The organism is Paenibacillus sp. FSL P2-0121, assembly GCF_037975345.1.
In the GTDB taxonomy this organism is placed as follows: domain Bacteria; phylum Bacillota; class Bacilli; order Paenibacillales; family Paenibacillaceae; genus Paenibacillus_AQ; species Paenibacillus_AQ odorifer.
Genome location: NZ_CP150245.1, coordinates 2,839,235 through 2,859,131 on the forward strand (window position 1 = coordinate 2,839,235; position 19,897 = coordinate 2,859,131).

At 39.9% G+C, this 19,897-nt stretch carries 26 protein-coding genes; 17 read left to right on the forward strand and 9 right to left on the reverse strand.

The genetic code is table 11. The features are described from left to right. Positions 1 to 55: 55 nt before the first annotated feature. Positions 56 to 1,111: a LacI family DNA-binding transcriptional regulator gene (locus MKY54_RS12390; RefSeq protein ID WP_036685989.1), complete on the reverse strand. Its 1,056-nt coding sequence runs from the start codon at positions 1,109 to 1,111 to the stop codon at positions 56 to 58. Positions 1,112 to 1,399: 288 nt separating this feature from the next. On the opposite strand from MKY54_RS12390, the gene MKY54_RS12395 reads away from it, so the two are divergent. Both MKY54_RS12395 and MKY54_RS12400 read left to right on the forward strand, forming a co-directional pair. Next, a complete protein-coding gene (locus tag MKY54_RS12395) occupies positions 1,400 to 2,422 on the forward strand; it encodes an ABC transporter substrate-binding protein (protein ID WP_339190625.1) in 1,023 nt (340 codons plus the stop codon). 121 nt (positions 2,423 to 2,543) lie between these two features. Then, positions 2,544 to 4,139 (forward strand): helix-turn-helix domain-containing protein, encoded by a 1,596-nt coding sequence (locus tag MKY54_RS12400; protein ID WP_248548051.1) that lies wholly within the window; start codon positions 2,544 to 2,546, stop codon positions 4,137 to 4,139. 1 nt (position 4,140) lies between these two features. Here the strand turns inward: MKY54_RS12400 and MKY54_RS12405 are convergent, their stop codons facing one another. Continuing rightward, on the reverse strand, positions 4,141 to 4,332 hold the full coding sequence (locus tag MKY54_RS12405) for a DUF6199 family natural product biosynthesis protein (RefSeq protein ID WP_076130567.1): 192 nt from the start codon (positions 4,330 to 4,332) through the stop codon (positions 4,141 to 4,143). Between the two features lie 256 nt (positions 4,333 to 4,588). Between MKY54_RS12405 and MKY54_RS12410 the strand changes: the two genes are divergently transcribed. Both MKY54_RS12410 and MKY54_RS12415 read left to right on the forward strand, forming a co-directional pair. Beyond that, positions 4,589 to 5,485, forward strand: a complete 897-nt coding sequence (locus MKY54_RS12410; protein WP_076141729.1) for an SDR family oxidoreductase — start codon at positions 4,589 to 4,591, stop codon at positions 5,483 to 5,485. A 259-nt stretch (positions 5,486 to 5,744) separates the two neighbouring features. After that, complete coding sequence (locus MKY54_RS12415; protein WP_339190628.1) at positions 5,745 to 6,062, forward strand: hypothetical protein; 318 nt, start codon at positions 5,745 to 5,747, stop codon at positions 6,060 to 6,062. Here the strand turns inward: MKY54_RS12415 and MKY54_RS12420 are convergent. Next, positions 6,052 to 6,741, reverse strand: coding sequence for a DUF1796 family putative cysteine peptidase (locus tag MKY54_RS12420; protein ID WP_339190629.1), 690 nt, complete (start codon positions 6,739 to 6,741; stop codon positions 6,052 to 6,054). The genes MKY54_RS12415 and MKY54_RS12420 overlap by 11 nt on opposite strands. 197 nt (positions 6,742 to 6,938) lie before the next feature. Between MKY54_RS12420 and MKY54_RS12425 the strand changes: the two genes are divergently transcribed. The 3 genes from MKY54_RS12425 to MKY54_RS12435 all read left to right on the forward strand — a co-directional run bounded on the left by MKY54_RS12425 (position 6,939) and on the right by MKY54_RS12435 (position 8,309). Then, entirely contained in the window at positions 6,939 to 7,100 is a 162-nt protein-coding gene (locus MKY54_RS12425; RefSeq protein WP_179089471.1) for a hypothetical protein, read from the forward strand. Between the two features lie 129 nt (positions 7,101 to 7,229). Beyond that, a complete protein-coding gene (locus MKY54_RS12430; protein ID WP_076141725.1) occupies positions 7,230 to 7,871 on the forward strand; it encodes a phosphoribulokinase in 642 nt (213 codons plus the stop codon). A gap of 12 nt (positions 7,872 to 7,883) precedes the next feature. Continuing rightward, positions 7,884 to 8,309, forward strand: coding sequence for a GNAT family N-acetyltransferase (locus tag MKY54_RS12435; RefSeq protein WP_248548053.1), 426 nt, complete (start codon positions 7,884 to 7,886; stop codon positions 8,307 to 8,309). 118 nt (positions 8,310 to 8,427) lie between these two features. Here the strand turns inward: MKY54_RS12435 and MKY54_RS12440 are convergent, their stop codons facing one another. Beyond that, positions 8,428 to 10,989, reverse strand: a complete 2,562-nt coding sequence (locus MKY54_RS12440; RefSeq protein ID WP_081383514.1) for an Ig-like domain-containing protein — start codon at positions 10,987 to 10,989, stop codon at positions 8,428 to 8,430. On the opposite strand from MKY54_RS12440, the gene MKY54_RS12445 reads away from it, so the two are divergent. From MKY54_RS12445 to MKY54_RS12470, 6 genes are all read left to right on the forward strand, one after another. After that, positions 10,988 to 11,221, forward strand: a complete 234-nt coding sequence (locus tag MKY54_RS12445; protein WP_141118532.1) for a hypothetical protein — start codon at positions 10,988 to 10,990, stop codon at positions 11,219 to 11,221. The genes MKY54_RS12440 and MKY54_RS12445 overlap by 2 nt on opposite strands. 16 nt (positions 11,222 to 11,237) lie before the next feature. After that, entirely contained in the window at positions 11,238 to 12,029 is a 792-nt protein-coding gene (locus MKY54_RS12450; protein ID WP_339190632.1) for an AraC family transcriptional regulator, read from the forward strand. Further along, complete coding sequence (locus MKY54_RS12455; RefSeq protein WP_339190633.1) at positions 12,026 to 12,307, forward strand: DJ-1/PfpI family protein; 282 nt, start codon at positions 12,026 to 12,028, stop codon at positions 12,305 to 12,307. The genes MKY54_RS12450 and MKY54_RS12455 overlap by 4 nt, the downstream gene beginning before the upstream one ends. A gap of 72 nt (positions 12,308 to 12,379) precedes the next feature. Beyond that, the gene (locus MKY54_RS12460; protein ID WP_339190634.1) at positions 12,380 to 12,886 is read left to right on the forward strand and encodes a hypothetical protein; all 507 of its coding nucleotides are present in this window, start codon (positions 12,380 to 12,382) and stop codon (positions 12,884 to 12,886) included. Positions 12,887 to 12,934: 48 nt separating this feature from the next. Next, positions 12,935 to 13,399, forward strand: a complete 465-nt coding sequence (locus tag MKY54_RS12465) for an NUDIX domain-containing protein (protein WP_076224008.1) — start codon at positions 12,935 to 12,937, stop codon at positions 13,397 to 13,399. A 78-nt stretch (positions 13,400 to 13,477) separates the two neighbouring features. Next, positions 13,478 to 13,912 carry a hypothetical protein gene (locus MKY54_RS12470; RefSeq protein WP_339190636.1) on the forward strand — a complete coding sequence of 145 codons (435 nt, stop codon included), beginning with the start codon at positions 13,478 to 13,480 and terminating at the stop codon, positions 13,910 to 13,912. Positions 13,913 to 13,945: 33 nt separating this feature from the next. Here MKY54_RS12470 and MKY54_RS12475 read toward each other — a convergent pair whose 3' ends face one another. After that, on the reverse strand, positions 13,946 to 14,905 hold the full coding sequence (locus tag MKY54_RS12475; RefSeq protein WP_081383512.1) for a hypothetical protein: 960 nt from the start codon (positions 14,903 to 14,905) through the stop codon (positions 13,946 to 13,948). A gap of 134 nt (positions 14,906 to 15,039) precedes the next feature. Between MKY54_RS12475 and MKY54_RS12480 the strand changes: the two genes are divergently transcribed. After that, positions 15,040 to 15,279, forward strand: a complete 240-nt coding sequence (locus MKY54_RS12480) for a hypothetical protein (protein ID WP_076189823.1) — start codon at positions 15,040 to 15,042, stop codon at positions 15,277 to 15,279. 67 nt (positions 15,280 to 15,346) lie between these two features. Here the strand turns inward: MKY54_RS12480 and MKY54_RS12485 are convergent, their stop codons facing one another. Beyond that, complete coding sequence (locus MKY54_RS12485; protein WP_162636725.1) at positions 15,347 to 15,520, reverse strand: hypothetical protein; 174 nt, start codon at positions 15,518 to 15,520, stop codon at positions 15,347 to 15,349. A 178-nt stretch (positions 15,521 to 15,698) separates the two neighbouring features. On the opposite strand from MKY54_RS12485, the gene MKY54_RS12490 reads away from it, so the two are divergent. From MKY54_RS12490 to MKY54_RS12500, 3 genes are read left to right on the forward strand one after another with little or no spacing between them, the layout of a single operon-like run. Beyond that, a complete protein-coding gene (locus tag MKY54_RS12490; RefSeq protein WP_282579736.1) occupies positions 15,699 to 15,896 on the forward strand; it encodes a hypothetical protein in 198 nt (65 codons plus the stop codon). Further along, positions 15,859 to 16,197: a hypothetical protein gene (locus MKY54_RS12495; protein WP_076130556.1), complete on the forward strand. Its 339-nt coding sequence runs from the start codon at positions 15,859 to 15,861 to the stop codon at positions 16,195 to 16,197. The genes MKY54_RS12490 and MKY54_RS12495 overlap by 38 nt, the downstream gene beginning before the upstream one ends. A 12-nt stretch (positions 16,198 to 16,209) precedes the next feature. Beyond that, on the forward strand, positions 16,210 to 16,536 hold the full coding sequence (locus tag MKY54_RS12500) for a YolD-like family protein (protein ID WP_339190638.1): 327 nt from the start codon (positions 16,210 to 16,212) through the stop codon (positions 16,534 to 16,536). A 162-nt stretch (positions 16,537 to 16,698) separates the two neighbouring features. Here the strand turns inward: MKY54_RS12500 and MKY54_RS12505 are convergent, their stop codons facing one another. From MKY54_RS12505 to MKY54_RS12515, 3 genes are all read right to left on the reverse strand, one after another. Next, the gene (locus MKY54_RS12505) at positions 16,699 to 17,526 is read right to left on the reverse strand and encodes a hypothetical protein (RefSeq protein WP_076130554.1); all 828 of its coding nucleotides are present in this window, start codon (positions 17,524 to 17,526) and stop codon (positions 16,699 to 16,701) included. A gap of 515 nt (positions 17,527 to 18,041) precedes the next feature. Then, positions 18,042 to 18,572, reverse strand: coding sequence for a GNAT family protein (locus MKY54_RS12510; RefSeq protein WP_339190640.1), 531 nt, complete (start codon positions 18,570 to 18,572; stop codon positions 18,042 to 18,044). 572 nt (positions 18,573 to 19,144) lie between these two features. Then, the gene (locus MKY54_RS12515; RefSeq protein WP_036686019.1) at positions 19,145 to 19,396 is read right to left on the reverse strand and encodes a DUF3951 domain-containing protein; all 252 of its coding nucleotides are present in this window, start codon (positions 19,394 to 19,396) and stop codon (positions 19,145 to 19,147) included. Positions 19,397 to 19,897 lie beyond the last annotated feature (501 nt).

The window sequence follows — 19,897 nt, forward strand, 5'->3', positions numbered from 1 at the left end:
AATGATAGCAGCTCCACAGAAAAATATGTATTCTTCAGTGAATGATGAATCTGTGCTACTTCTTCGGCGGTTGACAGGAATCTCTCTCCACTAAACGAGCTGGAAAGCTGATCGTGCTGAAAGTCGGCTGCTGTGAATCACACAGCTCGATTACTTTTTCCACTGCAGCCTTGGACATTTCATAAATCGGCAAGCGTACAGAGGTCAGCTTAGGCTGAATACGGGATGCCAGCTGAATGTCATCGAAACCCGCAATGGAGATATCCTCAGGGACAATGATTCCATGTTCGGAGAACGCTTCCATCGCTGAAATAGCCATGTCATCGTTGGAAGAGAAAAAGGCAGTCGGCAAAGGTTCACCAGAAGCAAGCAGCTTCTTGACCTCTTCATAAGCCGTCTCTTTCAGAAAATCACCCTTAAGAATAAACTTTTCATTCATAGGCAGACCATGTTTTTTCAGCGTGTCCTCATAGGCCGTGTAGCGTTCTCGACCAGAGTACGTATTCATTTGCCCACAGATGATGCCGATCTCTTGATGGCCTAAGGAGATTAAATGTTCAATCACTTCTGTGGTGCCCTCGTAATCTTTGGAATTCACAATGGCCAAATGATTGCGGTCAAGATGCTCCGACATAATCTCTGAGATATCATAATCAATCAGTACTAGCGGAGAATCGAGTCCCACCATTTCGCGGACGATATTAATATCCTTCTGAGTGCCGACAATTATACCACCGTCAATCCGTTTTTGCAGAAAAGCTTGTTTTACCTTCAGAAAATCGTCCGGAGAGTATACCGTATGAATCAGAACGTAACATCCGCGGGCATTCGACGTGTCGACTACGGCATCGACGAATGGTGCAAAGTAATTGTTCTGATAAATTCGGGTAGTGTTCTCTTTCTCGTTCATACTGATGGCGAACAATCCGATGGTATCGGTTTTCTTACCGGCCAGAGCCCGTGCAAAGCTGTTCGGTTCGTACTGATGTTGCTCAATCACCCGCAGCACTTTGGCCCGGGTTTCTTCAGGAACATTGGAATAGTTGTTGATCACGCGGGATACCGTACTTCGGGAAACCCCGGCCAACTTAGCAATATCTTCGCTGCGCATGTTTCCCCTCTTTTCATAAACGCGCGTTTATGAGTTTATTGTAAGCGAAAGCATCGTATAAATCAATCGTAAAATAAGAAATTTTGCGATTAAATTAATAAAGGATGACATATTTTTAATAGAAGAAGAATCCTACCGAATAATGATAGAGCAGAACAACTAGAAATAGTTTGTATAAGTTTTTTGCGGAGAAAGTGCATTGAAAGCTATGAAAGTCATGCTACTATTGTGATAAAGGTTATTGAGAATGATAATCAATGACAATAAAGCATAGGAGTGAAGGGATCAATGGCAAGATGGGGTCAGAAGTTTTTATGGGCAGCGGTACTTATAATGGCAATAACTGCGCTGGCAGCATGCGGAACGAATAACAATACTGCGAAAGAAAACGTTGCTAAGACACAGAATGCAGAGGAATCTACCTCAGCGAGCACTAGCGCACCAACTGAAGGAAATGGAAATGCCGCAGAAGAGGGTGCAACTCGGACTATTGCCGGGGAATTCGGGGATGTTGAAATTCCAGTTAAACCGCAACGGGTAGCCGGGATCTATGTTGAAGATTATTTGAAGGCATTGGGCATTACCCCGGTGGTGCAGTGGTATCATCCAAGCTGGGGCAAACAGGATTATTTAAATCTTGATGTACCAGAATTTGATATTACCGGTAGTATGGAAGTGTTGCTGGAAAAAGACCCTGACTTGATTATTGTGGATGGAGGTGCGGATGCGGCGAAATATGAACAATATTCCAAGATAGCACCAACCTATCGTCTACCTGAGGCGGTGTTGCAAGACTCAAGACAAGTGCTTACGGCTATTGCAGATGCGCTCGGTATTCCGGAGAAGGCGGAATCTGTTCTTGCAGCGTACGATCAGAAAGTGGCAGAGGGGAAAGCTAAGCTGCAACAGGCCCTAGGTCAGGAAAAAGTAGCAGTGATCCGGCTCAACGTAGCGGATAAAACCTTTGCTCTATTCGGTGTTAAAAACCGTTTCACCGGTGTAATTTATTCTCAATTTGGCCTGACACCTGTGCCTATGGCGGCAGAAATGACCGAATATCAATCTATTATCTCCGAAGAGCTTATCCCTCAGCTCGAAGCGGATCATATCATTGTGTTCCCTGACAACGGGGGCTGGGATACTGAAGGGAATCAGGAAGCGACTCAAATCCTTGATGGCCCGTTGTGGAAGAGCTTGCCGGCGGTGAAGAACGGGAATGTTTATAGAATGGAACGTTCCCACTGGCAGACTGGTGCCATCACAGCCAATTCGATGAAGCTTGATGACTTGCTGAAAGCTATGGTGAAATAAAACGGCAGCCGTCGTAAGGAATAGCATAAAGAAGGTCTATCAGCATAGTTGATAGACCTTCTTTTTTATTCTAAACTATAGTAAAGTGAATGAAAATGGTTCTCAATTGGAGGGCGCTAGAATGGCAGAAGATTTACAAGACAGCAATAAAAAGAGGCTATTCTATAGCTTGATTAACATAGAAGCCCAATCCTTATCGGTGAACGGACAGACCTTAGTGTTTCAAAATCATACCCTGATCATTGTATCGGAAGGACAGGGATGGTTAGAAGCCGAGGAGAAGCGTTTTCCTCTGGAAAAAGGTGTCGGGTTCTTGTTCGAACCTGGGCTAATAAGCAAAATCAATGCCGAGGAGCGAGGACTTAGCTTCTATAGGCTTACGTTTGAAGTCATCGAAACGGGGGGAAGCAGGCAGAGTGGAATGGAAAAGGGGACTAAAGAAGGAATTCTCCAGTCCGGCCCGCTAAGCTGCAGACCTTTTTCACAATGTGCATTACTGCTGGAGGCTATCTATCATAGTCGCAGAAGTACGGAAGAGATTGAATGGTTCGCAGGCCATACCCGCTTTCAAGAGTTACTGCTGCTGATCATGCGGGCAAATTCCTCTGTCATCCAGATGAAAGGAGCCCATGAGGCGGTACAGCGTTCCATCCGCTATATGCAGGAACACTACAATCACGCCATAACCGTCGATCAATTAGCTGAAGTGGCAGGCATTACACGTGCACGCTACACACAGATTTTTAAAGAAGTGACAGGGCGGATTCCCTTAGAGCATTTGAACGGACTTCGTATTGAAAGGGCGCAGCAGCAGTTGCTGCTTACGAATGACCGTATGCATGATATCGCGTTATCTGTAGGGTATAGCAATGAGTATTATTTTAACCGGCGTTTCAAAAGATCGGTGGGCGTTACGCCCGGCCAATACAGAAGCTTCCATCAGGAAGGGCTGCGGGTGTTCGCTCCTTTTCTGGAAGACTACCTGCTGGCTCTGGATATTACACCGGTGGCGCAATATTCTCACGCTCAGTGGGGGAAGCAAGAGTATCTGTCCCTCCTCGATGTGCCTGCGGTTGATATTTCGACTGGCGATTGGCAGGAGCTCTCCCAGTACATGCCCGAACTGATCCTGCTGGATGATGGCTTTCAGCGTTGGCACCTGGATGAGTGCAGCCAAATTGCTCCGTTGTTCAAGCTGCCTTTTCATCAAGAGGATTGGCGGGCCACGTTATTTTCCGCAGCAGCCGTCTTTGGCAGAACGGATCGTGTCCAGGAAGTGATCGGCAATTATGAGCATCGGGCGCAGCAAGCTAGACGAGAGCTAAACCGTTCTGTCCAAGGGCAGACTGTAGCATGCCTTAGAATATCTTCCTACGGAATCAATCTCTACGGATGCGGGCAATTGGGTTATACAGGTAGCGTACTCCATCATGATTTAGGTTTGCAGCCCCATGCCTTGGTTCCGAAGTTGACTCGTGGACAGAAGCGGGTGAGCCTAACAAGAGAAGAGCTTGCGAGCCTCACTGCAGATCATTTGTTCATTACCTTTGATCGACAGGAAGGAGAAGGACGGGAGCTGTTGGATACACCGCTTTGGCGCAATCTGCCCGCTGTTCGTAATCGTTGTGTATATGAGGTGGATTTTATGGCCTGGATGAATTATGGGGTATTGTCGCATCAGCGCAAGATTGAAGATGTGTTAAGAGCGTTAGGGTAAGTCAGAAACTAGTCCAGATAAAAAAGAGGATAATAAGTGCCACTATACTGCTGATGCGAGTCATTAATAAATAGGCATCACTGGGTTCTACATCACCTTTCATCATCCAGCCATAGCGCATGTACCATCCCAAATGAGGAAAGAAGATATTAAGCAATGCTAATAGTACAAAGAGGAATATAAAAAAGCCCATGATTTATCACTCCTTTATCTAATGTATACGCCAGACTATACGGAGCGTTCCCTAACTAACAAGTGAGCTTCCATATATTTATTTTTAGGCGGGGGATACCCTAGCCACCTTGACAGGTGGTTGGGGTATTTTTGCGGCACTATTCAAGGCTATGTTATTGAAGGTGAATGTTTAGAGGCGTGCTTGTTGTGTTTACATAACAAAGAGTTCGGAAAATATAAAAATGTATTTCTAAAAATAAAGGAGGAATTGATCGATGTCTAACCAATATACGATGCAAGATCCTACCACTCAGTACACTAAGGCTGGACCGGAATTTCAGCAGCAACAAGAGGAGCCGGGTCTGCAGAAGAAAATGAATCCAGTACCTGATACAGGAGAAGATACCTATAAAGGAACTGGGCGTCTGACCGGACGTAAAGCGTTAGTTACGGGAGCCGACAGCGGTATAGGCCGTGCTGTTGCTATTGCTTTTGCTCGTGAGGGGGCAGATATTGTTCTATCTTATATGCCCGAGGAAGAGGAAGATGCAAAGCAGGTGGTCAAGCTAGTGCAGGAAGCGGGTCGTACTGCAATCGCCATTCCAGGCGATCTGAAGGATGAGACATACTGCGAACAACTCGTCGATACTGCGGTTAAAGAGCTAGGTGGAATTGATATTTTAGCCAATATCGCGGGCAAACAGCAATTCGTTCCAGACATCGCTGATCTCACTACGAAGCATTTTGACGACACATTTAAGACGAACGTGTATGCTATGTTCTGGCTGTGCAAAGCTGCGGTGAAGCATATGCAACCGGGCAGCACCATTATTAACACTTCTTCTATTCAAGCTTATAATCCCTCACCGATCCTTTTGGACTACGCGACCACCAAGGCTGCTATTAATACATTCAGTAAGTCTCTCGCTCAGCAAGTAGCTGATAAGGGGATTCGCGTCAATGTAGTAGCACCTGGTCCCGTATGGACACCTCTTCAAGTTGTGGGTGGGCAACCGGAGGAAGTGCTGAAGGAGTTCGGGTCGAGCACACCACTAGGTCGTCCGGGACAGCCTGCGGAGATGGCTCCGGCATATGTATTCCTGGCTAGCCAGGAATCTAGCTATATCAGTGGCGAAACACTGAATGCGAACGGCGGAACTCCAACTCCATAAACCGCTCAGCGGAATGTTGATATTGTAAATACGGCGAAGTATCCAAAAGTACCCTGCTAATTTTAGCTTTGGGTGCTTTTGTTTTTATATATAGAAAGGAGTATTATAGAATTCGAGACTTTTTCTCCCATAATTTTCATAGAATATGATCTATACTGATCAAGATTGTCGAATACATAGTTTTCCTGCGATTACCCAAGAAATAATTTGAACGGCTCTAAGTTATAGGGGAGACCCAGAAAGAATTAGGAGATGTATGATGCGAAAAAAGAAACTAGCGATCCTCACCATTTGCTGTGTCTTATTCATGGCGTGTTTTCAATCGGGATCTGTCCTTGCGGATAAAGGAAACGGAACAGTAGTAGATAGTGGAACCAAGGAAAGGCTGATGGAGAAGTATGATCTTGTAGAGCCTGAACCCGCAAATCCAGCAGCGCATGGGAGTCAATACGATTTTGGAATTAGTAACCCTATTTCTTTATTGGTCAGCATCAGTAGGCTGTATTTGTATCCATATATTTTTGCAGCAGAGGAAATAATTAATCATATGATCGATCAAAGCGAAATTAGTTATTAGTTACGTGTATGTCTTTCAAAATATAATCCCAGCTATCATAATCGTTCATATCCTCAGGAACTTCTAACACACAAATATTATTTATGTTCCAATTTAATTCTTGTACCGAGGTTGATTCACGAACGGGAATAAGAATAAGAATAATAAATTCGTTCGGTTTTAATAAATCAGACAAAATTGACTGTAGCTCTACAGCCTGTTCATATGAGGCGGACCATCTAATGAATAAAGTTTTTTTACTGTGGATTAACTTGTCCCAAAATCTATTAATTCGTAATTCCAGCTTCGCTTTATACGAAGGATAGGTTATAGACCAGTGTTTACCTTGGTGGATTGGAAAATCATGAACTGAGATAATGTTATATAAAGTATCCTGAATAAAATAGGATTTCACTAGTGCATTTTTATTCCCATTAGGATAGACTGGTAATCCATCCTCCAGAAAAAAATGTGTTTCATCAAGAATTTGCAGATTTATTAATTCCATGAAATTTTGAAATCTATTCTTATAAAGTCTATTTACATCAGCCAATGAATAAGAAACCATCCAGTCGAGCGGCATGGAGAATTTCCTTAAGCTATTTCTTTGCAGATTTATAGCAGGAGCACAAGACATCCCTAAGCTTACTATTAAATCATAGCTTTTTTTCACAGCTTGTAATTTCATGGACTCACCCATTTTCAATCAGATTCAGTTTCTAATAAATTATATACACCATTTTCTAGGATTGATTGGACTTTAAGTGCAATGAGATACACAGGAAAAAGAGAGCAGCAATTTTCACTGCCCCCTAAACCTATTAGTTACGTTGTAACAAAATATATCCGCTAATGCTTGAAGTTTTTTTACGAAAGACCACTTTAAAACCAACATCGTTGTCTAATAAGCAAGCCAAAGCGGTGTTAAGCAATCCGTTGGGTCTCAAGCTAGGTCTGCACGGCACGGCATTTCCAATAACACGGACGGCAATAATCCTACGTGCTGATCCAGCAACCAAAGGATTTCTGCTCCAACTGATCAATACTAAATCTGGCTGACGAGTAGCCATGGAAGATCTACCCCTTTCTATTAAGTTTCTTTATATAAAATGCACCATTGATTTTAATGTGCTAAACCATAGCGGAGTAAGGAATACATAGGATCGAGTAGGGAGAGGGGCTAATAATATGGACAAGGTGTTACATAAGATAGCTAATTTGATTAGCGGTGAGGCTAATAGATTCATCATTGGGATTTCGGGTCATGGTGCATCTGGAAAAACAACGTTTGCTCATAATCTTTTAAAGCTTTTGCAGCAGGATGATGTGAATTATATTAATACAGACCCCTATATTGTTGAATCTAGTCTTAGAAAATACACTTCTATCGACTATGAATATAAGAATGTACATTATCACGATAAAGTGACAGCTTGTCATCCTGCTGCTCATCATATATTTGCTTTAGAGAGAGACATTCATATGTTGAGGGATGGGTTGGATTTTTACACAATTGGCACGGACTATACAAAAAGTATGTTCATATCTTCACAAAAGAAGGTAAATATTGTAGAAGGCATGAGTGTTGCCTTTACTGATCCGAATTTGTATGATCTGAAAATCTACTTATACACGGATGGAGAAACTGAGTTGATAAGAAGGAGTACACGTGATGTTTCTGAAAGAGGAACAGATATTAATTATTTAAGAAAATCCCATGAACAGCGCAGGATGCAATATGAGTTGTTTATGCATTCTTATCATCATAAATTTGATATCGTTTTAAAAAATTCCAATGAAGAGTATGTTCTTGAAAAGGGAACATTGTAGAGGGGGAAGAGAATGCTTCCAAATGTTAGGCTAGCAACGATATGTGACGCGGATGTTTTGTCTAGGTTAAATCTTGAGTTCAATGGTGGAGTAAAACGTCCTGTGCCGGAGATCATCAAGTGTTTGAACAGCAATAATGAATTGGTGGCCGTGGCTACTTTAAGGGATGAAGTGGTTGGTTTTGGCTGTGCTCAAAGTCTGAAATCATTTTGTTATAATGAAGCATATGGTGAAATTACTGAAATGTATGTAAAAGAGTCAGCTCGTAGAAATGGTGTCGCTACTGCACTAATTTCTTTTCTGGAAAGTCAGCTTTATTCTCGTGGAGTCAAAACAGTTAAGATTTTAACAGGAGAAGATAATCGTGTAGCCATTAAAGCGTATGAATTGAGCGGGTATGTTAAGGATGATGAAGTAATGTTAAAGAAAAAACTTTAAAGCCATAGTGAACAGTGAATCAGGCAATTTATTGTGCTGGTCCAATTGGATAGCAATAAAAGGACGGAAGCCGCTTTACTGGCTTCCGTTTTTTTGGAACTGTGTAGAAGAACAGACACTATTTATTTATCGCTGAGTCACCTATTGGAGTGAATGTATTCTCCACAGTAAGGTTAGAGAACTTAGCATAGTTCAGTTGCTCAATCTTATTGGCGACATCATTGCTGTCAACGGCGAATCCGACATATACCGAACCATCCATAACAATAGTTCGCTCGCCAATTAGCTTCCAGTCTTTTCCGTCCGTTGATCCGTAAGCATAGAAAACCTCTCCCTTACGGCCAAGCTTGAGCCAATACCCTTGCTCCACACCATTAATTTTAAATGGAATATCTGAAAGAAGTTGAATGCCAGCTTTTTCAGCAGCAGATACGCTGTCTAAAGTTTCAGTTAATTCATCAAATCCTCCGCCCTTAATGTTTCTGCCCGTCAGATAAGATGACCAGCTGGTCTCTTTGGACAACTTCACATAGGAGATACCAAGGGCCGCCGCGGCACTGTCTTTATTCAAGTCATCGCGGATCATTAGCCCGGTGAAGGCATGGTTGTCAACGGCCCCGATTTCTTCGAGCTTCGCGGTAAATTCCATATCTCCGTTCATTTCTTTATACACGAAGTGGAAGTCATCTTTGGTTGCATTGTTTGCTTCGGATCGTTCTGTGCCACCTTCACTTTTTCCAAGCTTTCCGTTGCCTTTAACGGTAAGCACATCATTTGTCATACTTCCGGAACCCTTAATGTTCGGATCACCGATATCTGCTGTAGTCCAACCCTTTCCAGCCAGGGAAGAGGTAGCAGCATTGATATGGATGTTAGTGGCTGTGGTCTGCGTCTCATTTCCTTGGGTATCGGTCACTCTTGCAGAAATATAGTATGAAGCATCCGTTAAATTCTTGAGGGTATATGTGTATGTGTTGCCTTTTTTGACTGCTTCCCCAAGATATTTAGAACCATTATATACAGCAACTTTTTTTATTTTGTTTCCGGATCTAGGGGAAGCATTGATTTTAACTTCGACCTCTTTCCCGGTAACAAATTGTGCATTGTTTTCTGGCGCTAAAAGCTTAGCATCAGGGTTTTCGGCGACGTGTTTCATATCAACTAGGCCGTTAATATAAAGCTCAAGCCAGGTGTAACCATTTTTAGTAACCGTTTTGTATGCATCCTTGCTGCCCCAGATTTTATTTTTCTTTTCCCACTTGTCGTCTATTCCGTTTTTATTAGTGTCAAATTGCTTATCATATTGTGCCTCAATGACGCCAAAGTCTGAAATGTAACCCCCGACTTCATGTTCAGTGTTGATATATCTTCCCGAGTTCTGCTCGACTTCTGCCACAATTCTTGCATCGATAGCATCGCGACGTGGATAGGTAGCGCCCGCTTGTTGCAGAATGCTTTTTAATAGTGATTCATTCGCTTGCTTTACGCCGGACTTAACATAATTATCAAATGCTTTATTGGTAATACCATGGTTAACTCCAGTACTGTCCGCGGAAAGATATGGTGTGGCTGCAAGGGTCGTCTTTTGCTCACCACTCTGTACGCCAGAAAATTTCACATAATCTGAAGAATCATTCAGTAAGCCTGTGAGCTTACCGTTAATTCTGTTTCCAGCAATATAGAAACCGCCCAGCTTGGTAGCTTCACCGGCATCAATCACTCGGTTAGTTACATTATCTCTTGTACCTGGGCCGGCAATTTCGATATTGTTCATAAAGTTAGTAAAAGTAAACCCTCCGCCATAAGTGCCGTTAAAGCCCCAATTGTAAATTACATTGTTCGAGAACTGAACAACCGCCACATGATCAGCATCTGCAGCACCTGCGTAACCGCCGCCTAGTCTTGGATTTCGCGAGGTATGGTTCGCATACAGATTGTGATGGAATGTTGTTTTGTCTCCGCCTGAAATACCGCCGTAGCCATGTCTTCCTTTGGAATGCCCGGATAGAGTCAGACTTTCGGAAATAATGGACCACTGGATCGTGCCATTTTCGCCTCTATATAAAGATAGAGTTTCATCTGTGTTCCAACTGAAGGAACAATGGTCAATGAGGAAGTAGTTGTTGTCTCTCCCCCAAAGCGCATCCATTGAATCACTGCCATTATACACATTAGTGGCACCCGGACGGAAAGCGGTGTACCGAATAATGATATTCTCTGAATTGCTGATATTGGTATCCCAACCTGCAATGGTAATTCCGTTGCCTGGAGCGGTTTGCCCAGCGATGGTCAGGTTTTTAATATTATTGAGACTTAACGTGCTCTTCAGTTCAATCGTTCCGGAAACATGAAAAACAATGGTACGACCCTCTTTAGGCGTAGATAAAATTCCATAGCGAAGGGACCCTGCAATCGGTTTGTCTTTTACAGCGTAATCTTCAAGGGTAGTTACGATGTATACATCGCCCCCTCGACCACCGCTTGTATAGGCGCCGCCACCTTCCGCGCCAGGAAAAGCAAGAATAGAGGCACCCGCAAAACTTTTGTCTCCGTCTGCCTGCCCTGAAGCTGCAAGTGTGTGACCTCCTAAAAATGAAAACGCTACCGAAAAACTCAATAAGACACCTATAACCTTACCTGATTTTTTACTCTTCCATTTCATCTTTTTGACGTATAACATGGATACAGTCTTATCGCTGAATGCTGTTCCTGTTATACTTCCTCCTCTCAGTGAAATGTTACTGGTCTGCGACAAGCAGCTTACTGGTAATACTTTAAAACTTTTAGGGCGTATTTACCTGCCAAAAAAATCTTTTTTTGTGCCAACTATTGCTCTTTGGTTCTTGCGTAAACGAACAAATTCATATTATGTTCTTAGTATTACAGCAGCTATAGTGCTTGGCATTCCATGACGATAGGGAGAAAAACATGAATATTAAATATCAGCATCGTGACCAGGCGTTTCACTCCTTTATTTCTACCAATAACACTTATCCTCTTCATCTACACAAAAATGTAGAGATAATAATGGTTTTGTCCGGCAAAATCAATATCAACATCAATGGAAAAGAGTATGATTTGTCTGAAGGAGACATAGCGATTATTTTCTCCAATCAACCTCACAGCTACAAAACCCTAGAGAAAAGCCAGATCCTGCTGTTCTTTTTTGACGCCACTTTTCCGGGGGATTTTGCGGGGGATTTGCTTAATCATGTTCCGGATAACCCTATAGTTTCGAAACAAAAGGTGCTTCAAGATCTGTTGGCAACCTTGTATAAACTATATAAAGAACAATGTGATGTTCGTCTGCTCAAGGCTTATACCTCTGTAGTATTAGGGCACGCGCTGCCGTTACTGCTAATGAAAAAAGTAGACTACAAAAAAGAAATGGATCTCGTCCCCAAAATCCTAGCTTACATCGACATGCATTTTTTAGATCACATAAATCTGAATACGCTTTCAAGAGAGCTTGGCATTAGTAAATTTATCATTTCCCGAATCTTTTCTGAGCAGTTTCACATTTCATTTCGTGATTACATCAATGGCCAACGGGTAGCCTTTGCTCATATGCTGCTGTTATCCACTACCCATCCGGTCACGGATATCGCGTTTGATTCCGGATTCAACAGTTTGCGTTCTTTCTATCGTGTTTTTAAAAATGAATACGGGATCACCCCCAATGAATTTCGCCGAAAAGTATCGAAGGAGTGTGTAGAATGAAAATGATGAGGATGGCTTATATTCTATTTGATGGGATGACCACGTTAGATTTTGTTGGTTTTTACGATGCGGTTACCCGGATGGGAGTTCTAAAGGCGATAGAAAATGTATCGTGGGATTTTTGTTCCAACAAGGAAGAAGTCACGGATGATCGAGGATTGACGTTGAAAATAAACCAGGTTTCCCCTGATCTGTCAGCCTATGATTTGATATTTATCCCTGGAGGGTTTTCGACTCGACAACTTAGATTCGATACTGATTTTATAACATGGATTTAGACTAAGAGAAAATGGATTACCCATATTACAAAGACAATTAACCCTTCCAAAGGGAAATCATAACTATAATATATGGGAATTAATGATATAATTATCCAAAGTGAAATAATTAAGGTGATGAATAGAGGTGTAAGTATGTTGGACACAAATAATAGCAATAGAATGCTGGTAACTTTTCCTCATAGTAAAAAATATCCTTATTTAACTTCATATTGTTTATTAGCAAATGCTTTATACGTAGGTTTGAATGTGTTTTTTGATCTTAGTGTTTATTATTATTTATTTTTTGTCCTGCCAGTTTTTCCTTTTCTATTTATTTCGTTAAAAAGTCAAAAGGAAAAGCATAAACTTGAAGTACTAGATGATAATGTAGTAATTGGTGAAACAAATATTACGTGTGGTTCCTTGAAAAAAATTGTGATTCATAATCCTATTTCAATATTTTTTCATATAATTCCGGCTCGAAAAAAGAAAAAAATAATTACGATACAGGTAAATAAGGATGAAGCAAAAGATATTTTTACACTATTAAATAAATGGGCACAAAAAAATAGTGTGGAGATCGAAAAACAATATTAGAAGAGCCACTTAGTCCCAGAAGAGATGTTGAAGATATGAGGTGTCACGATGAAGATAGGAAAACCGATTAGAAAGAAGGTATACGGATTTATTTTGCAAGACAATGAAGTTGGAGAAAAGACTTTATTAGTCTATCTTAATGAACCAGAAGTACCCTTTAGATTAGTAGGTGGAAATATCGATGCCGGGGAAACAGAAGAAGAAGCGCTATTCAGGGAAATTCAAGAAGAAAGTGGACTTAAACAATTTAAATTAGTAAAGAAAATAGGCACACAATATTATTATAAGGATTTTATAGATGCGAATGTCGAAAGACATGACTACCTTCTAATTCCAGAAACGAGATTACCTGAAAAGTGGAGCTTCACTGGAGAAGGAGAAGGTGAAGACTGTGGGACTATTTTTAACTACCAATGGATAAATCAAGATGAAATATACTTATTAGACAAAGAGTTTAGAGAATACATGACGGAAGATTACATGCAAGAATTATTCAGCAAGGTAAAAAGGTAATCCATCTAAACCAAGTGCGAAATGATGATTTGAAAAATCGGCTGTAAGTATAAAAAGCATAAAGATGGTGGGATTGTTTTGCGTGCAGTTAAGCCTATAATGTTATGGTTTATTTCGACGATTTTATTCACCCTGGCAGCCTTTGGATTGGAGCTTTGGGAAGGAACTAAAATAAGTACAACAGAATATTACGGTTTTCAAAACATTGGGTTTGCTTTTATTTTTCTGGTGTTCCTCTTTTCAGTTCTTCTTTACCCGGTTATACTGCTTCCTTTATCATGGGTTATTCGAAAGATAGTTAATCCTTTAGTAAACCGCATAATGATATTCTTATTGAGTGGTATTGCGGGATATGGTTTCTTTTACGAGGTGTACGATGAACGCTTTATACGGGAATACCATTTGAATAGTAGTACAGCTATTATTTTTTTCGGTATTGCTGGTTTCATCTATGCTCTGGTGGATTACTATTTTGAGCGGCAAGCCATTAAAGGCGAACAAAATCCCTGCTAACCGTGGCGGCCGGCAGGGACGTTATTTTTTAATCTAAGTATTAGGTAATTTGTTAACCTCGTCAGTAAAGGCTTCCAAGTACTGGGTGAATAATCCTGTATCTATTTTGGTGGTTGCATCATTTGCAATAGGAGGCGTATCTTGGATTTGTTTGTACATACGATCCATCTCACCCGTGAGCTTAGCCCAGATGCTTTTAATTGAATCATATTTTGCATCAAGGTTGCTGATATAACTATCGTATTCCATTTTTTGAATCATAGCTTTTCCTAATTGCTCGATTGTAAAATCTATATCTATTGTTTCACCCGTAGAGCCAGTTCCTGAACCTGCATACCAGCTGATATCAACAAATCCATCATTCCAAATATCTGAAACGACAAAATTACTGATTTCTTTAAGCATCGCTTCAGGAGACTGTTCAGTTGTACCTGCATTACCTGAATCTGAAGTATTAATTACAGGTTCCTTGAAAAGTTTCCTCACTTCGTTAAATGCATCCTTATCTTTGTCATTAGACGAATACCCCCAACCAACTTTGTCATCTTTAATAAAAATGATAAGTTCGCTATTGGAGGAAGACTTCTCACCTTGGATAAGCACGAGTTTATCTTTTCCGCCATCTTTGTCCTTATAATCAGCTGTTTCAATTACTGTAGGATTCTTAAGTTTATTATTCTCGGGTGTCTCAGTAGATTCAGCCATTTGGAAAATGGGTTGTACATCTGGAAGTATATTTTCGGATACGAATTTCTTTTTCGCTTCGATATCTGAACCATTGAGGAAAATCTCCACATAGTTGAGAGCCAGTTTCTCGGAAGCTGTAAGTTTCTTTTTTGGCTCAGGAGTGGGCTCTGAAGGGCTGGCTGTTGCTTCGGACGGTATAACTCCTGTAGACGTTGTATTTTTTTTCTCTGAATTTGTTGTGGAACTACCACATCCTGAAAGGATTACAATAGTTGCCACGATACATAAAAAAGCTTTTTTGTTCAATTTTATATCCCCCTAAATCTGCTAATAATTGCTAATTAATTCTACCAGATATAGGAATAGTAATCTATGAATTATAATTTATGGCGGAACCAATATATTAGATTAGCGTGTTTTATTTGTCGGAGGTGAGCATTTTGCTGAAAGTACTAAGAGTGTGCGGTATTTTATTCAGTGCAGCAACAATCATTCTGGGAATCACATTTTTCCGCGGCCAGGATCAAGTGATAGTGTCTTGGACTATGCTGGGGATGTGCGGAGCTTTAATATTTAATGGAGCGGCATTGTATTTGAAAACGAAAGATAAAATGGCTGTGCTATCCTCGATTGTTGGGATTGTATTGTTAATAGTCTCGCTTACTCAGTTTCCTTTTTAAAAATTAAAAACAGCCTCGTCAACCTTAATGGGTCGGCGGGGTGTTTTTACGTTTTTTCCCTTTATATTTATTTCTTTTTTTTCTTAGTGGGTCCGATCTGACGTCTTACCTTATCGTTCTCATCTACCTCAATGATATAAATCTCCTTCACTGTACCGGAGAGAGTAAACCATTCACGCATAGCTTCAGCCTCAGTCATCGGTCCTAATATTCGTTTCCCCCTATAACATATAAAAAACACTCATACTCCTTAGTTTGTTTGCGGAAATGCAATAAATGCTTATAGAACAAATTATAAACCTGAGCGATGACTTTGTATGTAATAATTCATGCCTGACGGGATATTTTTACATTGATTAACGAACGTACGTTTGGTTATAATACAAACAAATGTTCTTATCCTTGGAAGGTGAGTAATTATGCAAATAAGCATCGGTCAAACCATTGAAATAGTGTATCAAGATAAATCAGGTAAGATATCTCAACGGAAAATTGATGTGAAAGGGATTCGTGGGGGATATATTCGCGCAACTTGCTTATCAACCGGAGCACCGCGCGTATTTCTGGAGGCTAATATTCTTGCTTGGCAGCCTGTGCAAAAAAAGCGCTATGCTTAGTGACACCGCCCGAAAGCTACTAATGATCATGCGCCACTCTGCCGTGCATCATGCTCATATGCCAACTCTACAGGAGTTAGAGATCAAGAGTGGACGGACACCAGATAAGATCATTAGTGGGCTTAGGGAATTAGTTAACGAAAAATATATAGAATGGACCCCACACACTCCACCCGAGAGCGCCCGAATTATTGAAGGCTGGGAAAGGATTGACCCTAGGTTTAAAAAGAGAAAGTCAGAGCCACAAGAACTCCAATGGGGGATAGATGGTAGTAAAACGAACTACTGGACGGATTATTAGGAGGGCAGCTTCATGATGAAAAAATTAGAGAACGTATGGGAGTGTAGCAGAATGATATTGCCCGAACATAAAAACCGGATTATAGATGACAATAATGAGCAGGAACGTCGTGAAAAACCCACTCTAGATCTACAGGAGATAGAGCGCTTTGAAATATTGTTATATCGTTCGATGGAAGAGCACAGCCCGATTACACTCACTCTGTTTGATCCCATGGAGAATAAATTAAAACGAGGTATCGTGATGAAACTGGATAAACAACAGGGAATTAAACTCCGCTGGTCGGAGGAGGAGTGGGATTGGTTCAAGATGGAGGATGTTATTGCAATAACTACATAATTCACTTCATAAAAAACAGGTTAGGAGCAATCTCCTAACCCGCGCTGTACTTCTGATATTAATGTTCTGCTCCGTGGAATAAGACCACTGGTGAGGTACTTGGCAGTGCTGGCGCAATGCTGACGATGGTGAGGACCAACAATAAAGAGACGGCAAATTTTTTCATAGAGACTCAACCCTTTCTTTGAAATTTATTATTTTCTCTTCAAAATCTTTAATCTGAGTAGCATCAGCATATGAACGTAATGATTCGAAGTATACTACTGCTTGTTTAAAGATTTTATCAGAGTTTGTGACCTCAGCAGAATCTAATAATTTCATGCTATATTTGATAGCTGAATTATAATCTTGAATTTTTGTTTTATATCTGATCATATTAATAAAAAAAGTTTCTTGGTAGGAATTTATTATAATTTCATCAGCAGCGGTATCCTCAAATTTTGAAATACTATTAGAGAAAAGTTCTAAATGAGATTCAATGTTTAAATTGAAATTAGTAGCTGTCTTTAACAAAGTTATCAGTCCCGGTAGAACTTCTTTAGTGTTGGATAAAAGGAAAGAAACATAACGATCTATGAATTGAATATTTCCGGAAAGCACTTCTACTTCTAAGAGATTTGGCTCTGATATGTACTTATAATAGGCTACCTCATTTAATCCTTCAGCATCTAATCCCTTGAACCAACTCAAATCACTGTAAGCTTTAATGTAAGTTCGAGCTTTATCATAATTTTCGATTTCTTTGTGGGCTAGTCCCAACATAAGCAAGCTGTATCCATAATAATAAATTAAAGGTCGTTGGTGTTTTAGTTCCAGTTCATTATTGTGTGTGTAATTATTATAAATTTGAGTTATTCGGTTGAAAAAGGTATCTGCTAGTTTTAGAAGATTGGGCCAGCTTTCAAAAGAATATATCATTTTAAGAACTTTTACGGCTGGATCAAGATCTAGAAGATTTATATCTAAATCTAAATCGATATTTCCATCCAACGGCCTCACCTGCCTTTATTTTACATAATATACCTGTATTATACAATGTAATCAATAGATGGTCAATTAAGTGCTCCATATAAAAAATAGATGATTAATAGGGACCAATAGAGTAAATCTATCCATTATTGCGCCATGATGTGTGCCTGGGAAAGCTTTGGTAGTAGTAGATTACCGCTCTAGATGGCCACATAAAAAGTCATATAGATTATGTAATGCCTCAAGAATAGCAGCAGCTACGACATAAACTAAAAGGTTGCTATTGATTAAATCATTTACCGTATTATGTTTTGTGAGTACAAACTGGAAGAATGTGTACATCGTTTGGAGGATGTGACAACAGTTGCTCTACTTAATACACAGTACGAAGATACAGTTCATTAGACGAGTAGGAGTATCCCTCTTCTCCCAAAGGCTATGACGAAGTAGCCGCAAACTATTCATTTAGTTGAGTTGAGCAACGTGAAGTAAATAAAAAGCCTACACCATAAAAATGTAGGCCCACCCATTAAAAGTTACTCTGTTACTAATTTTGAGAAAATGCTTAAATCAATAAACTTTCCTTTGGACTTTTCGCACTTTCTCATTGTTCCTTCGAATGTATAGTTTAACTTTTGCAAAACTCTGATGGAATTATTGTTTTCGGGTTCGACTTTTGCTTCTATCCTGTTGAAATTTAAAGTGTTGAACGCATAATCCATCAGAGATTGAATGGCCTCAGGAGCATATCCCTTGCCCCAATAATCTTTACTAATATCGTATCCGATCTCTGCTTTAGCGTTTGAAGAATCTATAGAATTATAACCGCAGGAACCAATTATGCGATTTGATTCTAACTCAATTATGGAATAACGAATAGCTTTGCTTTCCAAAGACAGGTTATTAAGAATTTTAATCATTTCTACTGCTTGGCTTTCCTCAGTGAAACTATTGATATTCATAAACTTTGTAACCTCAGGATCAGACCAAACGTTAAACAAACTAGCAGAGTCAGATAATTTCATTTTTCTTAATATTAGTCTTTTGGTTTGTATTTCTGTAATCAATATATTACCTCCATTATCTATTTGTTTTGGGGTTAAGATATCGATATCTGCGCATAGTTCAGTCCCTTCAATATTTAATTCAACATTATTATAACGTAAGAGTTTTTTTATGTCACAGTACGATGATACAGAACATTAAAGGAGTAGGAGTGTCCCTCCAAAGGTCATGACGAAGTAGACGCATATTGCGAAGTATAGAGGCTATCTAGCGGTAATGCAGCCTATTTCTCTTTTGGCAGAAGTAATGTTCTTATAAAAGCGCCAATACAGCCAGAAAGAATAATAATCATTACAACATTTAGTGATCTAATAAGTACCGAAGATGAAAAAATTAATTGAAGGCTTTTTTGTACGATGATAATTCCAAATACCAAAGACATGGTGATTAAGAATGTTTGGATAGATATTTTCAAATCATTAATTCCTCTCTAAACAAATTAACAAAATCTAAATTTAGTTTAACAAAAAATGATTGAGTGAAACGTAGTACGAAGATACATGACATTAAGGGATAGAGGAGGTTACAGCAATCCTCTCCCAAAGGCTATGAAGAAGTAGCAGCCTATTGCGCATCAGGGAAGAGAAGGTCGTCGTTTTGATAATGAAATGATGTTTTTGTCCTTATCATCACCATGGTCTGCATTTTCTTCTATCTCTTTTTTCTCATCGTGAAACTCAACAGGAGATTGGGCCGTGATGTAGTCAAATGGAGTGTAATTATTATTTGGTAATTTTCTTGTAAGGATTACCTTTACAATGATGATTCCTAATGAGAGATAGAAAATCGCGCCTACTCCAGCCAACATGAACAGTACTAATCTCATTGTTAACACCGCCTTTGTTTGATTTTATAATCAAATGTTAATATTTACAAGATTCAGGCTGCTGAGTACTATTCATTCGACTGAGATTTGATGCACAGTAGGAAATGCTTGGGCCACTAGATTTTACAAATGGTGGAACCTTCGAACATGGTCATACCTACACATGAAATGGTTTGACAGTTATAAATATTAATTACTTTAAAGCATCACAGAAAGGTTGTTTTACAGACACCATACTCATATGGATATCCGATCTCATCTATAATTGTAACCTCTGCACCATGTCGACAGATACTGCTCTTAGAGACAGAACCTTTAATGTTGTATATTTCATCTACTGTGCTTCTTGGGAATAAGATAGGTTTTTAGATATATCTGTTTCTAACGGTAAGACCAATTTTTATGTAGTTACTACATTGAATAATAATGGAAAGTTAAGTTTCAAAAGAAGCATCAGCTACCCCTCAGAAGGCAGATCAACCTGAACCAGAACCATCTGGT